Below are 15,873 nucleotides of genomic sequence, written 5' to 3'. Positions count from 1 at the left end.
GGATGAGGTCAGAGCCACCATGCGATCGCCGCGATCGCGCGGAGGCTCCCCGGCACGCGCGCCGTCCCGCCATTCTTGTCGCATTGCCTGATCGAACGCTGCGTGACACCGTATTTTTGCGCAGATCGCGGAAAGGCGGTGATGTCATGCAAAAGTCTGATGTTTCGCGGAAAACTCACGATGGCAGCCTCATCGTCTTTGATGGGGTCTGTGTCCTGTGTTCCGGGTTTTTCCGCTTTATGCTGCGGCATGACAAGGCGCAAGTGTTTCAGTTTGCTACAGCTCAGTCACCATTGGGGCAGCGCCTTTACCGGGAACTCGATCTGCCAACGCAGGATTTTGAAACCAATCTTGTGATTGTGAATGGCGTGGTTCATCAGCGCCTCGATGCCTTCGCAGTGGCGATGGGGCAGTTGCGCGGGCCATGGCGTATTCTGTCGCTGTGCCGGATCCTGCCTAGGTTTGTGAAGGATCCGCTTTATCACGCGATTGCACGCAACCGATATGCCATCTTCGGAAGGTCGGAAACCTGCCTTGTGCCGGATGCGGCGACCCGCTCGCGCTTTGCTGTGCAAGGGTTTTAGATGGATCCATTTTTGCAGGCTGCGGCGGAACCGACAGGGCTTCCCGAGGCGTTACATGACTTGCACAGCAAGGAAGGCACATACATCGGTCGCTGCGATATTCAGCGGGGACAAGGGTGGCTGGCCGGTTTGTCTTTGTGGTTAGGGGGGTTCCCCCACTCCGGGCGCGACGTTTCGGTCAGGGTCACGGTGTCTCGGCGCGGGCCGGGATGGGAATGGAGGCGCGATTTCGGAGGGCATATCACCCAGTCCCGCTTGTCTTTTGATCGACAGTCCAACTGCGTGCGAGAGGATTTTGGTGCCTTGTCCATCTGGTTGAAACCGGTTGTGGCCGGGGCGCGTTTGCAGATCAATATCCGGCGTTTGACCCTGTGGGGCATTGCCGTTCCAAACGCGCTGCTTCCGCAGTCGTCAACGGTCGAATGGCAGGACGATCAGGGCCGGTTCCGGTTTGACGTGTCCGCCCGCGCACCGATGGTCGGGCAGTTGATCCGCTATCATGGCTGGCTCACGCCAGATCACAGTCACCCGCCAGTGGTCTGAACAGGTTGTGAGGGTGCCTGTTCTGCGCCGGACCCGATCCTAATATTTTGACCACACACAATCAGGGAAGAGATTAACAATGAAACAGATTTTAGCCTGCGTAACGCTCGCCGCCTTTGCCCTTGGCATTCCCGTGACCGCGGACGCCGCCCGCAATGGGTACCGAACCGAGCCGATCAACAGCACCGATTTCGAAGTCATCCCACGCGCCCAGCAATTCACGGACGGGTATTGGTGTGCGGCCGCCGATTTTGCCCGGCGCAAATTGGGTGCCGGCTGGCAGCAGCAAATTTACGTCCTGCGCGGATATGGGCCCAGCGTGACCACCGGGCGCAAAACGGCCGTTCAGTTTACGCTGAAAAAACCGGCCGAGGTTCCCGCGCAACCCAGCTTTGTCTTGACGCCCTTCGTTCCGGGGTCCAGCGTATCTGTACAAGGGGCCGAGGCACGGTGCAGGACGCGCCCGTTCATAAACTGACGCAGTGGTGAAACAGCGCGGATGCAGGCAGAATTCTCGATCCAGACGCAAGGCCCCGGACTCTATGAATTCACCAAGGATGTGCATCGCTGGCTGAACCCGGTGGCGAAGGATGGCGTATTGACGCTGTTCGTTCGCCACACCTCATGTTCTTTGCTGATTCAGGAAAACGCTGACCCCGAGGTTCAGACCGATCTGCACGCGTTTTTTGAACGGCTTGTGCCGCCCTCGAACCACCCTTCGATGGCCTATCTGCACCACACATATGAGGGGCCGGACGACATGCCAGCGCATATCAAGGCGGCGCTTATGCCGGTCTCGCTTTCGATCCCGGTCTCTGGGGGTCGTATGGCACTTGGGACATGGCAGGGGATTTACCTGTTCGAACACCGGACCGCACCGCATCGCCGTTTGGTCGCTGCGCATCTGGGGTAACCCTTTATCTAGGGGTTGAAAATTCCGACTACCCAAATCCTAGCGGCTGCCCTATAGTTGTGGATAAGTAAGCCGTAGCGCTTACAAAAAGAGGCCGAACATGGGACGAGGAGACGGCGGATGCGCTGCCCGTTTTGCGGAAATATCGACACTCAGGTGAAAGATTCACGCCCGGCAGAGGATCACGTCGCGATCCGCCGACGCCGCTTTTGTCCGGCCTGTGGGGGTCGGTTCACCACCTATGAACGCGTGCAACTGCGCGATCTGGTGGTGATCAAAACCAACGGCAAACGCGAGGATTTTGACCGCGACAAGCTGGAACGGTCAATCCGCATCTCGATGCAGAAACGCCCTGTTGATCCCGAGCGGATCGATCAGATGATCTCGGGGATTGTCCGGCGTCTGGAAAGCATGGGAGAGACCGACATACCCTCCGAAAAGATCGGTGAGATTGTCATGGAAGCTCTGGCGCGGATCGACACCGTCGCCTATGTTCGCTTTGCGAGTGTCTACAGAAACTTTCAGGCGGCCGATGATTTCGAGGAGTTTGTCCACGAACTGCGCCCGCCGCAGCCTCCGACGGACGAGTGAGCGAAACAGATAAGCGATTTATGGCGCTGGCCTTGTCATTGGGTCAGCGCGGCCAAGGGTCATGTTGGCCTAACCCGGCAGTCGGGTGCGTTGTCGTGCAGGGTGGCAGGATTGTCGGGCGAGGCTGGACCCAGCCCGGCGGGCGACCCCATGCGGAAACCGAGGCTTTGGCTCAGGCAGGAGACGCGGCCAGGGGCGCGACGGCCTATGTGACGCTGGAACCCTGTTCGCATCACGGTAGGACACCGCCTTGCGCTGCAGCCCTGATCGAGGCTGGGGTCGGGCGTGTTGTTGCAGCCGTGGAAGACAGTGATCCCCGCGTGGCGGGGCAGGGCTTTGCCATGTTGCGCGAAGCCGGGATCGAGGTTGAAACCGGCGTTCTGGCCGAGCAGGCCGAACGGGATCTGGCAGGCTTTTTCCTGAAGACCGAGCAAGGCCGCCCCTTTGTTACCCTGAAACTGGCCAGCAGCTTTGACGGGCGCATTGCAACCCAGACCGGGCATAGCCAGTGGATCACGGGCCCCGAGGCGCGCCGCGCCGTTCACGCGATGCGCGCGCGTCATGATGCGGTGATGGTGGGTGCAGGCACGGCGCGGGCGGATGATCCGTCGCTGACCGTGCGTGATCTGGGCGTCGCGCAGCAGCCTGTGCGCGTTGTCGTGTCCCGCCATCTCGACTTGCCGCTTATGGGGCAGCTTGCGCGCACCGCAGCCGAGGTTCCGGTCTGGCTGTGCCACGGCCCCCATCCCGATGCCGAACGTGCGCGCGCATGGGACGGGCTGGGCGCGCGCCGGATCCCCTGTGCCTTGCAGGATCACCATATTGATGCGGCGGATCTGTTGCAGCAACTGGGTCAGGCCGGGCTGACCCGAGTGTTTTGCGAAGGCGGGGCCGCGCTTGCTGCCTCACTATTGGAAAAGGACCTGGTGGATGAGCTGGTCGGCTTCACCGCGGGCCTGACCATCGGGGCCGAGGGTTTGGCCGCAGTTGGTCGGTTGGGGCTGGAAAAGCTGGACGCGGCCCCCCGGTTCGAACTGATCGAAACCCGCGCTATCGGTCCCGACATTCTGCATCGTTGGCGACGTCCAACGCAGTGACGTTCCGGTCAGCGCCACAAATGCGCATGTGTGGCAAACGCCCCCTGAAGCTTGGACAGAAACCGGTTCAAAGGCCCCGTTGGCGCGGCCGTGTCACTCACCAACCGATCAACGGCGACTTCGACCGGGCAGGGCTGTCCGGTCAACGGATCCATGTAGCGCGGGTAATCAATCAGCGTCGCATGAACCAGCCCTATCAAGGACGGGCGCGCGCCGCGCCGGACAGGCACCGCACCCAAATCGGTTGTCAGCCCCCAACCGGCATAAAAGGGCGCGCCCAGCGTCGTGACCTGAACACCGCGTAAAAGCGCCTCGAACCCCAGTAGCGAGGTCATGGTCCAGACTTCGTTCACATGAGGCAGCAAAGACGCCGGATCGCAATTGTCGAGGATCAGATCCGCCAGTTCCTCCGCCTCAATGCGCCCCTCACGCAGCCCGGCTTCGACATCGGGATGAGGTTTGTAGATCAAAACGGCGTCCGGATTCGCTTCCCGCGCGGTTTGCAGCAACTCAAGATTGGTGCGCACGCCGCTGGTGCCCAACAGGATCGAGGCATCATCCTCAACTTGTCCCGGCACAAGAATGCGGTGCCCATCTGGCAGGGTCGGCGCGGGCTGGCCGGTGTTGTATTTGCTCAGACCGTCCGAGAGCAGCCTGCTGACCAGCCGCTCGGCCCGCCGTTCCTGATCGGGGCGCAGGGTTTCGCGCTGGGCGATCAATTCCTCCAACCGGCTAGGCCGTGTGGGGTCGTAGTAAATCCCCAGATCGTCCGTCACCAGTGACAGAGGCGGAACCAGCTCGGCCCCCAATCCGCGCGAGCGCAAAAAGCCATCCTCGACCCGAATGGCCCCTTCGGCATCCCGGGCCTGATTGGCCCAGACCATGTGGGGGCGATCGGACGTTGTCGGCGGGGCCGAGGTGAATTGCATCTTTTTGTGACGCCCAAACATCTGTTGCAGATGCTTGCGCTTCCACAGCCGCATGCCCGACGCGGTCCAGCCAAACCGATCCTGCCGCCACGCGCGGCTCAGCGCTTCGAGCGTGTCCAGAACGGTTTCCAACTCGCACAATTGGTCCTGATATGGGTCGTACCAGACTGGGTAAAGCAGCATGGATGCCGCGAACAATTGCGGTCGGGTCAGATTGCGGGTACGGCGCGGGATTGGGTCTTCATCCTGCGTCAGTCCCCAACCCGCATAGAAAGGCTGCCCAAAGACGCGGGGCTTGTGTCCGGCCAGAATAGCCTCGAACCCCAGTTGCGACGATAGTGTGTAAACAGCAACCGCGCCTTCCAGCAGGGACCACGGGCTGATCGGGTCGCTTAGAAAGGACACCCGGTCAGACAGGTCCTGATCGCTGAAATGCCCCGCGCGATGACCGGCCTGCGTTTCCGGGTGCGTTTTGATGAGAATCCTTGCGCCCGGGTTTTCCTCTTGCGCGATCACCAGCATTTCTCGGAAGCGGGCATAGTCGCCGCCACTGGCCGTAACTGCCGCATCGCCTTGGGTCTGATCGATGACCAGCACATATCCGGGATCGGGCGGTGCAATATCCAGATCAAAGGCCGAGTATTTGCTGAGATGCAGGTCTTTCAGTCGCGCGATTGCCCCCCGAGCCCGGTCCAGCAGCGCAGTGTCATCCAGCGGGTGCGTGGCCAACAGGGTCTCAAGATCAGATCGCGCAGACGGGTCGAAATGCAACCCGGTCCGATCCACCAGCAAGCCCAGCGGCGCTTCGCCCTGACGACCGGGGTGAAGCGAGCGCAGAAACGCGTCTTCGACCCGCAGGACCGGGGCATCGTACTTACTCGCAACGCGCAGGCCGCGATGGGCGGTCGGACTATTGCCCCAAACCCCAACTATGTCGCCGGGTTTCGGCAGGCCCAGACGAATGTCATAGCCAGCCAAGGACAGGATGTGCCGAATGCGCCGATTGGTCAGAAATCCCCCATTATACACAAACAGCCGAAAGCGATCCGCCCCGGCTGCGGTGTCCATTTCGGGGGTCACGGATCAGTTGCCGGTCAGGGTCGCGACGTTTGCAACCGGAGTCAGCCCGCCCGCGATAAGCGAGATCGATTTGCTCCACTGCGCATAGGGTGCTTCGGTCACGTAGATCGTGTCGTCGTCGCGGATGACAAAGTCACGGGCGATGAACAGGCCATTCGGCGCGGTGAGGTTGAGCAGGTAGATCATCCGCTGATCGCCCTGCAGTTCGGCCCGGCCCGTAACGCTGCGGGCGATGTCCTGACGTTCTTTCCGCAGGATGAAAATCCCGGTCGGATCCGATGACAGGCCTTGCAGGCCGCCGACCTGCGCCAGGGCTTCCAAAGCTGACAGGTCCTGAGTGTCAAAGGCGATACGAGATTGCCCGCCGGTTGCGCCAAGCGCGATGTAGGATCGGCTGTCCGCCTCGACCAGAATACGGTCGCCGCCACGCAGCGCCACATCCAGCCTTGGATTGGTGAACAGGTCTTCATACCAGACCGTGCCCTTTTGGTCGCCCCGGATCAGGGTGACCAGCGCAATGTCCGATCCGACGGCCACGCCGCCCGCCTGAGACAACATGCCCAGCAAGGTGCGGGTGGGGCGTTCGATCGGGTAAATGCCGGGGGCTCCGATTGTGCCTGTGAGAGACACGGTCGAGCCATCGCCGGCAACGCGGCGCACCTCGACCTGCGGGTCAGGGGTTTGTTCTTGCAAGCGGTTGGTGATCAGGATGCGCAACTGCTCGGGCGTGTTCCCGGCGGCGCGCAGGCGTCCGGCATAGGGTACAAAGATGAAACCTTCGCTGTCGACCTGCACTTCGTCCAGCGCAGTGGCCGAGCCGGTTTCGCCCGCCAGCAACCCGTCATCCACGTTTTCCCAGATGGTCAGGCCCAGAACATCGCCGGGGCGCACCGTATCGGCCGCCACGCTTTGCGCACTGCTGAACGACGACGAAAAGCCAAACTGCGGAACGCTGGAGGTTGCCCGTGTGACGCGATCATCAACTTCAACCACGAAGGCATTGCCGCCATTTTCGACCGAGCCTGCCAGAATCTCTGATTTGTTCGGTCCGGATTTGGGAAGCTGACACGCGGCCAAAAGGCCGCAAAGGCCCACAAGGGTAATCCCCCGCATCCATCGGATTGGAAAGCTCTGCACTGCCGATGATCCTCAGTATTCTTAGTTTTGGGAAACTTACCCGCTTCGGGATACAACATCCAGCAGAGGATGCCCCATTTCACTCAACGAGCCGCAACTGTGGCGTCAGTGCCTCGTTGTTTCTGAGGACACTCTGATAAGGATCGTTGGCGCGCAACATCATATCTGCGGCGCGGCGCAGCAGTTGCCGGCGCCCCCGGCGCGAATAGAACCCGCCCGGAACCTGACTGGTTTCCAACAGGAACTGACGATAGATGCGGTAGGCCTTGGCGTCCGGCATATCGGGATTTGCATAGAAGTCTTCGATGGCTTGATGCGACACGAATTCTGGCTTGTCATAGACCGATTTGCCGAAGATCCGCAGCGGAATGCCTCGCCACAGCACCTGTTGACCGGCCGTTGAGTTGATCGTGACGGCCGAGTTCGCCTCATCCAGCAGTTTGGCCAGCTTGCCGCCCGGCACATAGTGAACGCGATCTTCGATCCCAAGCGCGCGTGCCATCTGACGTACGCGGCGACGCAGCGGTTCGCGGTGGTTTTCCAACGGGTGTTCCTTGATCACCAGCCGATGATGTCCCGGCGCGCCCTTGGCAAAACCCGTGATCATCTGTTCGAGAAACGCGCTCATCCCTGAGTAATCGGAATGCGCCTGAACCGAGCTGTCGTGACCCAGTTGCAAAAGAACAAGGTGATAGGGGTGGGGGCTTTTGCGGACCAATCCCGTGGACCAACCCCTTTGAATGCGATGGAACGGCATCAGCGCCAGCCGCTTGAAATATAGCCGGAATTCTTTTGACACCGGCAATTCCCGGTGCGGGCGGAAGTTCCGGTAACGGCGGTTCAGGAACAACACGAACCAATGGTAAAGCGCGCCGTAGAAGATGTGCTGGCGCATATCCCCCCAATGCGACGGTGGCGGCGGGGACTGCGTGTCCGAATGCTCCAGCGCCTGTTGCATATCCTCGACATTCAGCGACATGAGGCGCGAGTTTCCGTTCGAGCCGCCACGCTCATACGTGACCCACCAGGGCCTCAGATACCCTTCTTCGAATACATGCACGGTGATGCCGCGCGACCGCGCGATTTCAACGGCGCGCGTATGCACCGGGCGGGTGTCGCCATACAACACAATGTCGGTCACGCCTTTTCCGACGATCAGGTCAATCAGGGTTTCGGACCAACGATCCGGCGTGTCGCGAAAAGGGATATAGCTGGATTTGTCGAACCAGAACGCCCGATCACCTGCGTTGAACCCCACGCGCCAGACTTGCGCGCCCGATGCCTGCAACATCCGCCCAAGGGCGCTGAAAAACGGCCCATGGGGCCCCTGAAGAAACAGGAAGACGCGGTTATTTCGTGCGGTGGTTGAGTGGTTCATCTTGGTGACAATATCCAAACTTCTGGGCGAATCTATGCCGTATCTCGCCAGTTTTTTGTTCAATCCGGCCTTTTTTACCGTGTCGGGTCCTTGCCCGCGCAAGGGGATGGGCGTACCTCAGCTTGTGAAAACACGCTCAGGTTAGGGAACGAGGGTTAACAGGATGTTTACAGGGATCGTCACCGATGTCGGCACTGTCACCGAGTTGGAGCAGCAAGGCGACCTGCGCGCCCGCATCCAGACTGCCTATGACACGTCCGGCATCGATATCGGGGCGTCGATTGCCAGCGATGGCGTGTGCCTGACCGTGATCGCGCTGGGCGACGATTGGTATGACGTTCAAATCAGCGCCGAGACGGTGTCTAAAACCAACCTGAACAGCTGGACCACCGGATCGCGGGTGAACTTGGAACGCGCCTTGAAGGTGGGTGACGAACTGGGCGGTCATATCGTCTCGGGCCATGTCGATGGCGTTGCCGAGGTTGTTGCGGTTGAGGATGAGGGCGACAGCACAAGGGTCACGTTGCGCGCGCCTGCGGATCTGGCGCGGTTCATTGCGCCGAAAGGGTCGGTTGCGCTGAACGGAACCTCGCTGACCGTCAATGACGTGGACGGTCGTGATTTTGGTATCAACTTTATCCCGCATACCAAAGAGGTCACGACCTGGGGTGATGTTGCTGTCGGGGATCACGTTAACCTCGAAATCGACACGCTGGCCCGGTACGTCGCCCGCCTGGCCGAGATGTCCTGACCGCGAAATACGTCGCGTCCTGACAGGCCAGCGCCGTTTGCGCTCTGGCCTTTGGGCGCAGTGTGGTCTATCCCGCCTTGCAGAAATGCTCTTGTGAAAGGCTGCCCCATGAGCTTTGAAACCCCCGGTCCGGTCGAGGCCCAACTGCGTGACGCGATCAGCCCGATCGAAGAGATCATCGACGAGGCGCGCAAGGGCCGGATGTATATCCTGGTCGATCACGAGGATCGCGAGAACGAAGGCGATCTGGTGATCCCGGCTGAATTTGCCGATGCCGAGGCGATCAACTTCATGGCCACCCATGGGCGCGGGCTGATCTGTCTGCCGATGACCGCCGAACGCGTGGATGCTCTGGGCCTGCCGATGATGGCCGTGAACAACTCGTCGCGTCACGAGACGGCCTTCACCGTGTCGATTGAAGCGCGCGAGGGTGTATCCACCGGGATTTCCGCCGCCGACCGCGCGCTGACGGTGGCAACTGCGATCAACGAGCAGAACACGATGGCCCATATCGCAACCCCCGGCCATATCTTCCCACTGCGTGCCAAGCGGGGTGGGGTACTGGTGCGTGCAGGCCATACCGAGGCCGCCGTAGATATCTCGCGTCTGGCGGGGCTGAATCCGTCGGGTGTCATCTGTGAGATCATGAAGGCTGACGGCACCATGGCGCGTCTGCCCGATCTGGTGGAATTCGCGCAAGAGCATGACATGAAGATCGGTACGATCAGCGATCTAATCACCTACCGGTCGCGCAATGACAATCTGGTAGTCGAAACCTCGCGTGAAACCGTCAACTCGGAATATGGCGGCGAATGGGAGATGCGGATTTTCACCGATCAGACGCACGGCATCGAGCATGTGGTGATGGTCAAAGGCGATGTGACTACACCAGAGCCGGTTCTGACCCGCACCCACGCCCTGCACGAAGCGCCGGATATTCTGGGCCTCGGCCCCAAATCCTCGCGCGAGTTGCCGCGCGCGATGGAGAAGATCGCAGAAGAGGGGCGCGGCGTGGTCTGCCTGTTCCGGCAGCCGCGTAACTCGCTGTATGCGGCCGAAGATGAAGGCCCGCGCACGATCAAGCAAACCGGTCTGGGCGCGCAAATCCTGTCCAAGATGGGCATTCAGGAACTGGTGCTGCTGACGGACTCGCCTGAAACCGTATATCTGGGGCTCGACGCGTTTGGCCTGTCCATCGTCGGTACCCGTTCGATCCTGAAGGAAGACTGATCATGGCTGCTCAAGACGAACATGGCGTTTTGCCGACACCCAAATTCGACAAGCCGGTGAAGCTGTTGATCGTGGCGGCCCCTTTCTATCGCGCGATTGCAGACAACCTGATCGCCGGTGCGAAGGCCGAGATCGAAGCAGCTGGCGGCGCCTGTGAGGTTGTCGAGGTGCCCGGCGCGCTGGAGATCCCCACCGCCATCGCTATGGCGGACCGCCAGTGCAATTTCGACGGCTATGTCGCACTGGGCTGCGTCATTCGCGGTGAGACCACGCACTATGAGACTGTCTGCAACGACTCCAGCCGCGCCATTCAGTTGCTGGGCCTGCAGGGCCTGTGCATCGGCAACGGCATCCTGACTGTGGAAAATGACGATCAGGCCGAAGTTCGCGCCAACCCCGAAAAGATGAATAAAGGCGGCGGCGCGGCTGCTGCGGCCTTGCATCTGATCGCGCTCAGCCGTAAGTGGGGCTCTTCCAAAAAGGGCGTCGGATTCAAGCCGCCGTCCGAGTCCATCCTTGTGGCGGGCGACAGCAACGGACCCTCGACAGCATGACCAAGACAGACGCGCCGAAACCGGCCAACCAGAAACGCCTGATGAAATCCGCCGCCCGGCTTTATGCCGTGCAGGCGCTGTTCCAGATGGAGCAGTCGGGCCAGACGACCGAAGCCGTCGTGAATGAGTTTCTGGATCACCGGTTTGGCGCTGTCTATGAAGGGGACGAGATGCTGGATGGCGATATCAGCGTCTTCCGCTCGCTGGTGGACAATGCTGTGAACTATCAGGCTCCGATTGACCAGATGACCGACCGTGCGCTGGTCGCCAAATGGCCGATCTCGCGCATCGATCCGACCCTGCGGGCGCTGTTCCGCGCCGCCGGGGCCGAACTGACCCAAAGCGACACGCCGCCCAAGGTGGTTATCACCGAATTCGTCGACGTCGCGCGCGCCTTCTTCCCTGAAGGCAAAGAGCCGAAATTCGTCAACGCCGTGCTGGACCACATGGCGCGTGAGGCCCAGCCCGAGGCGTTCTGAGCCACATCACCGGACGACAAGAATAAGGCGCAGACTCGAAACCGAGCTGCGCCTGAACGTTTGCAATACACTTGTTAAAACAAGCCTCCGGTGTCCACCACTCACAGTTTTATCCAAAGACACCAGCACTTTAACGGAAATCCTCTGACGCGCCACCTATCGATTCCGATAGCGCTGCGGATCGATCAGGCCCAGCTGCATCGCGCGGACCAAGGCGGATTCGCGGGTTGGGGCCTGCAGTTTGTCACGCGCGTTTTTCAGATGGGTGCGTATCGTGATCTCGGACAGGCCCAATTGTTCAGCGATCCTGTCGTTGCGGTGGCCAAGCGCCAGCAGGTTCAGAACCTGCAATTCCCGCAGTGTCATGTCCGGCGCGGTCGGTGCGATGCTGGCGATGTCGTAGACACGGCCATGATTGCTGGGGATGTCCGACCCCAGATTGGTGGCCAGCACGGTGGCCAAGACGCGCATGTCCCGCTGCTGTTCGGTCATCATCAACTGGACGTCCTGTTGGTCCGAGGCCAGCACGACCAGCTTGGCCTCGTTGTCGGGGCAGGGCACGACCAGAGAATACAGGTGGATATATCCGGCCTTCTCCAGATCGTGGTTCAGACCCAGCGCCTTGTCGGAATGGCCATCCGACGGTTTCAGGCTTGCGGCCTGCACGTAAAGGCTTTCCTTGCCGTTCTGAACCTGCGCCAGCATGGGGTCCGCTTCGGCATAGCCTTGCGTGTCGTAGCGGTTCAGCCAGCCCTTGGACATCGAACTGCGCACCCAATGGATCGCGCCGGTCTCGGGCGTGAAGCACACCATGTTCAGCGCGTTGAATCCGATCTCGGCCAGCCGGTCTAACGTGAACTCCCACCGTTCCTGATCGTCGTGACGCAAAGACAGCGCTTCGAGTAGGTCAAGCGCGAACAGGCTGAGGGCATTCATTGAAACTCCGCATACAGTGTCGCACCCCGGCGGGGCGCGGTTTACTCTGTCCGACCATGCGCTATCCTCGTGGCATCAGACAAGGAGCTTTGTGATGCCCAAACTGATCCGCCTTTACATTACGCAAGTTGCATGGGGATTTGTGATCTCGGCTGTGTTTGTCGGCGTGCTGCTGGCGCTGAATGTCGCGAACCTGCGGGGGCTGATTTTCGGGTCCGAGGTCGGGTTGATCGCGCTTGCGATGATCTGGTTCATGAACGGGATCGTCTTTGCCGGGGTGCAGTTCGCCTACAAGATCATGAGCATGGCCGAAAAGCCCGGTGGTCCGCGTCGCGGATCGCCCGTCGTGCACAGCTTCAAGCCCGCTATGGCCAAGCAGGAAGCCCGCGCAGAGCGCTGAATTTCAGGGGAAAAGTGGCGGGACCGCCAGCCAACCGTGCGGTGTGATTCCCGAGGACCTGTATGTACAGGTGGGCGCCGGGTAATCAGGCCAGGACCTGAACAGAGCCAGCCCCCTCGGAATTGCTTAAGGCCACCAGAATGCTACCTGTCACAAGAAGGGCAGAACCCGCCAAGCGCTTAGTTAGGGCGTCTGACGGGTTCGCACAAGGGGTCACGCATCAACAGTTTCGTGCAATGCCGTGCGCATCTTGCCGAAATGCTCGTCCCAGCCGTTGTCCAGCGCCAGGATAAGGCCGAAGGCGTCGGCATTCTGCGGCAGGCCTTCGTGCAACAGGCTCAGACGCGTTCCGCCCGCAACCGGAGTAAGCGTCCATTTGACCACGCTGACGGCGTCGCCCATGGGTTTCACGGTGAAGGTGTATTCCAGATATTCCGGCGCGCGCGCCTCGCGGACGTCGCCCCAGATCAAAAGGTCGCCGCTGGTGGTTCCGTACATCTCAAGCTTTTGACCCTTGGCCAATGGGCGCTGGGGTTTGTGGAACCATTCCGCCAGCCTATCGGGCTCGGTCAAATAGGCCCATACGGTTTCCGGTTCGGCCCGCAGAAAAATCGTTTTTTGTAATACAGATTTGGTCATTTGTCTTTCCTTTCAATAGCTTCCTTGAGAGAGTTGAGGCGGTCATCCCAGAACTGGTCAAAGTAGCTGAGCCAGTCCAGAACCGGGGCCATACCGCGGGGTTCTATGCGATTGATGCGTTCACGACCGCGCGCCTCAACCGTGATCAACCCGCCATCAGACAGGACCGTCAGGTGTTTCTTGACGGCGGCGCGGGTCATGTCGAAGCGGTCCGTCAGTTGGCCGATTGTCATATCCTCGCACGCCAGCAGTTTGACGATGTCACGCCGGGTAGGGTCGGCCAGCGCACGAAACGCGTTTTGGGTTAGGGTCTGCATTTGTCACCTCGGTAAAGATACCATTTGGTATCATATTAATGCAGTACCATACGGTATCATGTCAAGTCCCGTGCGGAGGCTTTACATTTGTTCACGAATTGTTCACATTTCTCACATGACACTGGATCTGCAACCCGGACAGAAACTTGCGCGTGGCGTGGCGCGTCACCTGACCGCGCATGGTTTTGTTTCCGTTGAGGAATTCGTTCCGGCGCGTGGCCTGCGCGTCGATGTGATGGGGCTGGGCCCGAAGGGTGAGCTTTGGGTGATCGAGTGTAAATCCAGTCGCGCCGATTATCAGTCGGATTCGAAATGGCAGGGCTATCTGGAGTGGTGCGACCGATTCTTTTGGGCCGTGGATACCGAGTTCCCGACCGAGCTGTTGCCCGAGGAAACCGGCCTGATCATCGCCGACGCTTATGATGCAGAGATCATCAGAATGGCACCCGAAGACAAGCTGGCCCCGGCGCGGCGCAAGAAGATGATCCAGAAATTTGCAACCGACGCGGCCCGCCGTCTGCTGGCGCTGCGTGATCCGCGAATTTGAAGCTGGTCAGTCTTTGACGGCGCGCGCCGCCTGTGCTGCTGCGCGCAGTTCGTCGGCGATTTCTTCAGCCTCTTCGGGGTCGAAATCCATTGGAATTTCGATGCCATCGGCCTCGATGAACAAACGCACCATCCCCTGATCGGTAGGCCCGATCTGAAGGTTGGCCTGAATGTCTCGTTCGGTGTTGATACCCATACGCGCCTCCGGGACTGAGCACTCGTGCTAGCGCGCGCGGGGTTGAGAATCAAGCCGCCAATGCGCTCAGATATGGCATGGCAAATGTGGATCTCAGACAATTCCGGGCCGAAGATGCTCCGTGGCTGGTTGAACGGCACGGCACGCTTTATGCGCGGGACGAAGGCTTTGATGAGACATTCGCCCCGCTGGTGGCGCGTATTCTCGACGACTTCATCGCGGATCATGATCCGACCTGCGAGCGCGGCTGGATCGCCGAGCGGGACGGAGAGCGGTTGGGCAGTATCTTTTGCGTCAGGCTGGATGACCAGACGGCAAAACTCCGTCTGTTCCTCTTGGTGCCCGAGGCGCGCGGTTTGGGGCTGGGCAAGCGGCTTTTGGCAACCTGTATGGGTTTTGCTCGGGCTGCCGAATACAGACAGATGCAGCTATGGACCCATGAAAGCCACAAGGCCGCCTGCGCGCTGTACAAGGCCACCGGTTGGCAGTTGGTGGACAGCAAACCGGTGCGGTCTTTCGGGGTCGATCTTGTCGAACAAAGCTGGAAAATTCAGCTTTAATCCTCTTGCATTCCCCGGGCGCGTTCGGTAAATCGCCCCTCACGAGTGCCGCCTTAGCTCAGTTGGTTAGAGCGCTGGATTGTGGATCCAGAGGTCCCCTGTTCAAGCCAGGGAGGCGGTACCACTTCCCCAATATGAAACACAAAACTCGCGCTTTTTGGCGGGTCATTGCGGTGTGCCAATGGCGCGCCTGAATTCAGCGCGCCAGGTTCAGTTTGAACTTCATCTTGCTCTGTTTCGCGGCGGGCAAATGCCGGTTCAGGCGTTTGTTGACCAGTCCAAAGCCCCAGATGATCACCAGCGTCAGCAGGATGAAGTAGAAGGCCAGAATCGGGTAAGGCACAAACGGGTTGAACGTCTTGTCCGCGAAATAGCTGGCGTAATACAGCGCATCTCCGCGTTGTTGCCAGGCGGGGAAGGCCGAGAAGAAGACCAGCGTTGTGGCGTGGAACAGAAAGATCGCCTCATTCGTGTATGCAGGCCATGCCAGTCGCAACATAGTGGGCCATACAATCCGGCGGAAGCGGGCCCAGCCGGTCATGCCATAGGCATCCGCCGCCTCGATATCGCCTTTGGGGATCGAGCGCAGGGCGCCATAGAAGATCTCACCCGTATAAGCGGCGGTATTGAGGAACAGAACGATCAGCGCCCCCAGCCAGGCCGACGTGAAGGCGTCGAACATCGGATAGGGTTTCTTCAGCGACAGGAAGAAGAAATAGGCAAAGAAGAACTGGATGAACAAAGGCGAGCCGCGGAACAGAAAGATGAACCATTCCGCAGGCTTGCGCATCCATTTGTTCGGGGACGCCTTGCCGACGGCCAACGCGGTGGCCAGAAAGAACCCGGTCGCAAGGGCCATGATCCCGAAATAGACATTCCAGATCATGCCCGAACCAATCAGCGTGAACTGCTCGCACAGGGTAAAGTCGGATTTGGGCAACAAGCGCTCGCCAATGCCGACAGAGCGGAGGGCGTAGTCCTGAATTGTCTGGATGCAACTCATGCCCGGGCTC

The 15,873-nt window shown here is 60.1% G+C and carries 21 protein-coding genes and 1 tRNA gene; 14 read left to right on the top strand and 8 right to left on the bottom strand.

What is annotated here, in order from left to right:
* The first annotated feature begins 146 nt into the window (after positions 1 to 146).
* From ACR0MO_RS05575 to ribD, 6 genes are all read left to right on the top strand, one after another.
* A complete protein-coding gene (locus ACR0MO_RS05575) occupies positions 147 to 584 on the top strand; it encodes a DCC1-like thiol-disulfide oxidoreductase family protein (protein WP_170451586.1) in 438 nt (145 codons plus the stop codon).
* Entirely contained in the window at positions 585 to 1,127 is a 543-nt protein-coding gene (locus ACR0MO_RS05570) for a DUF4166 domain-containing protein (RefSeq protein WP_170621572.1), read from the top strand.
* A 79-nt stretch (positions 1,128 to 1,206) separates the two neighbouring features.
* Positions 1,207 to 1,605: a hypothetical protein gene (locus ACR0MO_RS05565; RefSeq protein WP_170451582.1), complete on the top strand. Its 399-nt coding sequence runs from the start codon at positions 1,207 to 1,209 to the stop codon at positions 1,603 to 1,605.
* Between the two features lie 21 nt (positions 1,606 to 1,626).
* The gene (locus ACR0MO_RS05560; RefSeq protein WP_170451580.1) at positions 1,627 to 2,040 is read left to right on the top strand and encodes a secondary thiamine-phosphate synthase enzyme YjbQ; all 414 of its coding nucleotides are present in this window, start codon (positions 1,627 to 1,629) and stop codon (positions 2,038 to 2,040) included.
* 120 nt (positions 2,041 to 2,160) lie between these two features.
* On the top strand, positions 2,161 to 2,631 hold the full coding sequence (nrdR, locus tag ACR0MO_RS05555) for a transcriptional regulator NrdR (protein WP_170451578.1): 471 nt from the start codon (positions 2,161 to 2,163) through the stop codon (positions 2,629 to 2,631).
* Positions 2,628 to 3,728, top strand: a complete 1,101-nt coding sequence (ribD, locus tag ACR0MO_RS05550; protein WP_480890064.1) for a bifunctional diaminohydroxyphosphoribosylaminopyrimidine deaminase/5-amino-6-(5-phosphoribosylamino)uracil reductase RibD — start codon at positions 2,628 to 2,630, stop codon at positions 3,726 to 3,728. Before nrdR ends, ribD begins: the two co-directional genes overlap by 4 nt.
* An 8-nt stretch (positions 3,729 to 3,736) precedes the next feature.
* Here the strand turns inward: ribD and ACR0MO_RS05545 are convergent, their stop codons facing one another.
* The 3 genes from ACR0MO_RS05545 to ACR0MO_RS05535 all read right to left on the bottom strand — a co-directional run bounded on the left by ACR0MO_RS05545 (position 3,737) and on the right by ACR0MO_RS05535 (position 8,252).
* On the bottom strand, positions 3,737 to 5,725 hold the full coding sequence (locus ACR0MO_RS05545; RefSeq protein WP_480890061.1) for a capsular polysaccharide biosynthesis protein: 1,989 nt from the start codon (positions 5,723 to 5,725) through the stop codon (positions 3,737 to 3,739).
* A 15-nt stretch (positions 5,726 to 5,740) separates the two neighbouring features.
* Entirely contained in the window at positions 5,741 to 6,874 is a 1,134-nt protein-coding gene (locus tag ACR0MO_RS05540; protein WP_480581718.1) for a polysaccharide biosynthesis/export family protein, read from the bottom strand.
* 79 nt (positions 6,875 to 6,953) lie between these two features.
* The gene (locus ACR0MO_RS05535; protein WP_170451570.1) at positions 6,954 to 8,252 is read right to left on the bottom strand and encodes a capsular biosynthesis protein; all 1,299 of its coding nucleotides are present in this window, start codon (positions 8,250 to 8,252) and stop codon (positions 6,954 to 6,956) included.
* A gap of 163 nt (positions 8,253 to 8,415) precedes the next feature.
* On the opposite strand from ACR0MO_RS05535, the gene ACR0MO_RS05530 reads away from it, so the two are divergent.
* From ACR0MO_RS05530 to nusB, 4 genes are all read left to right on the top strand, one after another.
* Positions 8,416 to 9,003 (top strand): riboflavin synthase, encoded by a 588-nt coding sequence (locus ACR0MO_RS05530; protein ID WP_170451568.1) that lies wholly within the window; start codon positions 8,416 to 8,418, stop codon positions 9,001 to 9,003.
* Between the two features lie 108 nt (positions 9,004 to 9,111).
* Positions 9,112 to 10,233 carry a 3,4-dihydroxy-2-butanone-4-phosphate synthase gene (gene ribB / locus ACR0MO_RS05525; protein WP_170621575.1) on the top strand — a complete coding sequence of 374 codons (1,122 nt, stop codon included), beginning with the start codon at positions 9,112 to 9,114 and terminating at the stop codon, positions 10,231 to 10,233.
* 2 nt (positions 10,234 to 10,235) lie between these two features.
* Positions 10,236 to 10,787: a 6,7-dimethyl-8-ribityllumazine synthase gene (locus ACR0MO_RS05520; protein WP_170621576.1), complete on the top strand. Its 552-nt coding sequence runs from the start codon at positions 10,236 to 10,238 to the stop codon at positions 10,785 to 10,787.
* Positions 10,784 to 11,266: a transcription antitermination factor NusB gene (gene nusB / locus ACR0MO_RS05515; protein ID WP_170621577.1), complete on the top strand. Its 483-nt coding sequence runs from the start codon at positions 10,784 to 10,786 to the stop codon at positions 11,264 to 11,266. The genes ACR0MO_RS05520 and nusB overlap by 4 nt, the downstream gene beginning before the upstream one ends.
* A gap of 156 nt (positions 11,267 to 11,422) precedes the next feature.
* On the opposite strand, the gene ACR0MO_RS05510 is transcribed toward nusB, so the two are convergent.
* Complete coding sequence (locus ACR0MO_RS05510) at positions 11,423 to 12,202, bottom strand: helix-turn-helix transcriptional regulator (RefSeq protein WP_170621578.1); 780 nt, start codon at positions 12,200 to 12,202, stop codon at positions 11,423 to 11,425.
* A 94-nt stretch (positions 12,203 to 12,296) separates the two neighbouring features.
* Here ACR0MO_RS05510 and ACR0MO_RS05505 point away from each other — a divergent pair, with 94 nt between their 5' ends.
* The gene (locus ACR0MO_RS05505) at positions 12,297 to 12,602 is read left to right on the top strand and encodes a hypothetical protein (RefSeq protein ID WP_170621579.1); all 306 of its coding nucleotides are present in this window, start codon (positions 12,297 to 12,299) and stop codon (positions 12,600 to 12,602) included.
* 213 nt (positions 12,603 to 12,815) lie between these two features.
* Here the strand turns inward: ACR0MO_RS05505 and ACR0MO_RS05500 are convergent, their stop codons facing one another.
* A complete protein-coding gene (locus ACR0MO_RS05500) occupies positions 12,816 to 13,241 on the bottom strand; it encodes an SRPBCC family protein (RefSeq protein ID WP_170621580.1) in 426 nt (141 codons plus the stop codon).
* On the bottom strand, positions 13,238 to 13,558 hold the full coding sequence (locus ACR0MO_RS05495) for an ArsR/SmtB family transcription factor (RefSeq protein ID WP_480625847.1): 321 nt from the start codon (positions 13,556 to 13,558) through the stop codon (positions 13,238 to 13,240). Before ACR0MO_RS05495 ends, ACR0MO_RS05500 begins: the two co-directional genes overlap by 4 nt.
* A gap of 115 nt (positions 13,559 to 13,673) precedes the next feature.
* Here ACR0MO_RS05495 and ACR0MO_RS05490 point away from each other — a divergent pair, with 115 nt between their 5' ends.
* On the top strand, positions 13,674 to 14,105 hold the full coding sequence (locus tag ACR0MO_RS05490) for an MmcB family DNA repair protein (protein ID WP_170451551.1): 432 nt from the start codon (positions 13,674 to 13,676) through the stop codon (positions 14,103 to 14,105).
* Between the two features lie 6 nt (positions 14,106 to 14,111).
* Here ACR0MO_RS05490 and ACR0MO_RS05485 read toward each other — a convergent pair whose 3' ends face one another.
* The gene (locus ACR0MO_RS05485) at positions 14,112 to 14,300 is read right to left on the bottom strand and encodes a DUF6324 family protein (protein WP_170451549.1); all 189 of its coding nucleotides are present in this window, start codon (positions 14,298 to 14,300) and stop codon (positions 14,112 to 14,114) included.
* Positions 14,301 to 14,377: 77 nt separating this feature from the next.
* Here ACR0MO_RS05485 and ACR0MO_RS05480 point away from each other — a divergent pair, with 77 nt between their 5' ends.
* Positions 14,378 to 14,860: a GNAT family N-acetyltransferase gene (locus ACR0MO_RS05480; RefSeq protein WP_170451547.1), complete on the top strand. Its 483-nt coding sequence runs from the start codon at positions 14,378 to 14,380 to the stop codon at positions 14,858 to 14,860.
* 47 nt (positions 14,861 to 14,907) lie between these two features.
* Positions 14,908 to 14,984: transfer RNA gene (locus tag ACR0MO_RS05475), tRNA-His, on the top strand.
* Positions 14,985 to 15,056: 72 nt separating this feature from the next.
* Here ACR0MO_RS05475 and ACR0MO_RS05470 read toward each other — a convergent pair.
* Complete coding sequence (locus ACR0MO_RS05470) at positions 15,057 to 15,863, bottom strand: ABC transporter permease subunit (RefSeq protein WP_170451545.1); 807 nt, start codon at positions 15,861 to 15,863, stop codon at positions 15,057 to 15,059.
* Between the last annotated feature and the right edge of the window lie 10 nt (positions 15,864 to 15,873).

Source organism: Ruegeria sp. K5, from assembly GCF_056531805.1.
This window is presented reverse-complemented; position numbering and strand designations above follow the sequence as displayed.

Excerpts from the sequence above, each read along its gene's own strand:
- ACR0MO_RS05575 (WP_170451586.1), top strand. The coding sequence starts at position 147 with ATGCAAAAGTCTGATGTTTCGCGGAAAACTCACGATGGCAGCCTCATC.
- ACR0MO_RS05570 (WP_170621572.1), top strand. The coding sequence starts at position 585 with ATGGATCCATTTTTGCAGGCTGCGGCGGAACCGACAGGGCTTCCCGAG.
- ACR0MO_RS05565 (WP_170451582.1), top strand. The coding sequence starts at position 1,207 with ATGAAACAGATTTTAGCCTGCGTAACGCTCGCCGCCTTTGCCCTTGGC.
- ACR0MO_RS05560 (WP_170451580.1), top strand. The coding sequence starts at position 1,627 with ATGCAGGCAGAATTCTCGATCCAGACGCAAGGCCCCGGACTCTATGAA.
- nrdR (WP_170451578.1), top strand. The coding sequence starts at position 2,161 with ATGCGCTGCCCGTTTTGCGGAAATATCGACACTCAGGTGAAAGATTCA.
- ACR0MO_RS05545 (WP_480890061.1), bottom strand. The coding sequence starts at position 5,725 with ATGGACACCGCAGCCGGGGCGGATCGCTTTCGGCTGTTTGTGTATAAT.
- ACR0MO_RS05535 (WP_170451570.1), bottom strand. The coding sequence starts at position 8,252 with ATGAACCACTCAACCACCGCACGAAATAACCGCGTCTTCCTGTTTCTT.
- ACR0MO_RS05530 (WP_170451568.1), top strand. The coding sequence starts at position 8,416 with ATGTTTACAGGGATCGTCACCGATGTCGGCACTGTCACCGAGTTGGAG.
- ribB (WP_170621575.1), top strand. The coding sequence starts at position 9,112 with ATGAGCTTTGAAACCCCCGGTCCGGTCGAGGCCCAACTGCGTGACGCG.
- ACR0MO_RS05520 (WP_170621576.1), top strand. The coding sequence starts at position 10,236 with ATGGCTGCTCAAGACGAACATGGCGTTTTGCCGACACCCAAATTCGAC.
- nusB (WP_170621577.1), top strand. The coding sequence starts at position 10,784 with ATGACCAAGACAGACGCGCCGAAACCGGCCAACCAGAAACGCCTGATG.
- ACR0MO_RS05510 (WP_170621578.1), bottom strand. The coding sequence starts at position 12,202 with ATGAATGCCCTCAGCCTGTTCGCGCTTGACCTACTCGAAGCGCTGTCT.
- ACR0MO_RS05505 (WP_170621579.1), top strand. The coding sequence starts at position 12,297 with ATGCCCAAACTGATCCGCCTTTACATTACGCAAGTTGCATGGGGATTT.
- ACR0MO_RS05500 (WP_170621580.1), bottom strand. The coding sequence starts at position 13,241 with ATGACCAAATCTGTATTACAAAAAACGATTTTTCTGCGGGCCGAACCG.
- ACR0MO_RS05495 (WP_480625847.1), bottom strand. The coding sequence starts at position 13,558 with ATGCAGACCCTAACCCAAAACGCGTTTCGTGCGCTGGCCGACCCTACC.
- ACR0MO_RS05490 (WP_170451551.1), top strand. The coding sequence starts at position 13,674 with ATGACACTGGATCTGCAACCCGGACAGAAACTTGCGCGTGGCGTGGCG.
- ACR0MO_RS05485 (WP_170451549.1), bottom strand. The coding sequence starts at position 14,300 with ATGGGTATCAACACCGAACGAGACATTCAGGCCAACCTTCAGATCGGG.
- ACR0MO_RS05480 (WP_170451547.1), top strand. The coding sequence starts at position 14,378 with ATGGCAAATGTGGATCTCAGACAATTCCGGGCCGAAGATGCTCCGTGG.
- ACR0MO_RS05470 (WP_170451545.1), bottom strand. The coding sequence starts at position 15,863 with ATGAGTTGCATCCAGACAATTCAGGACTACGCCCTCCGCTCTGTCGGC.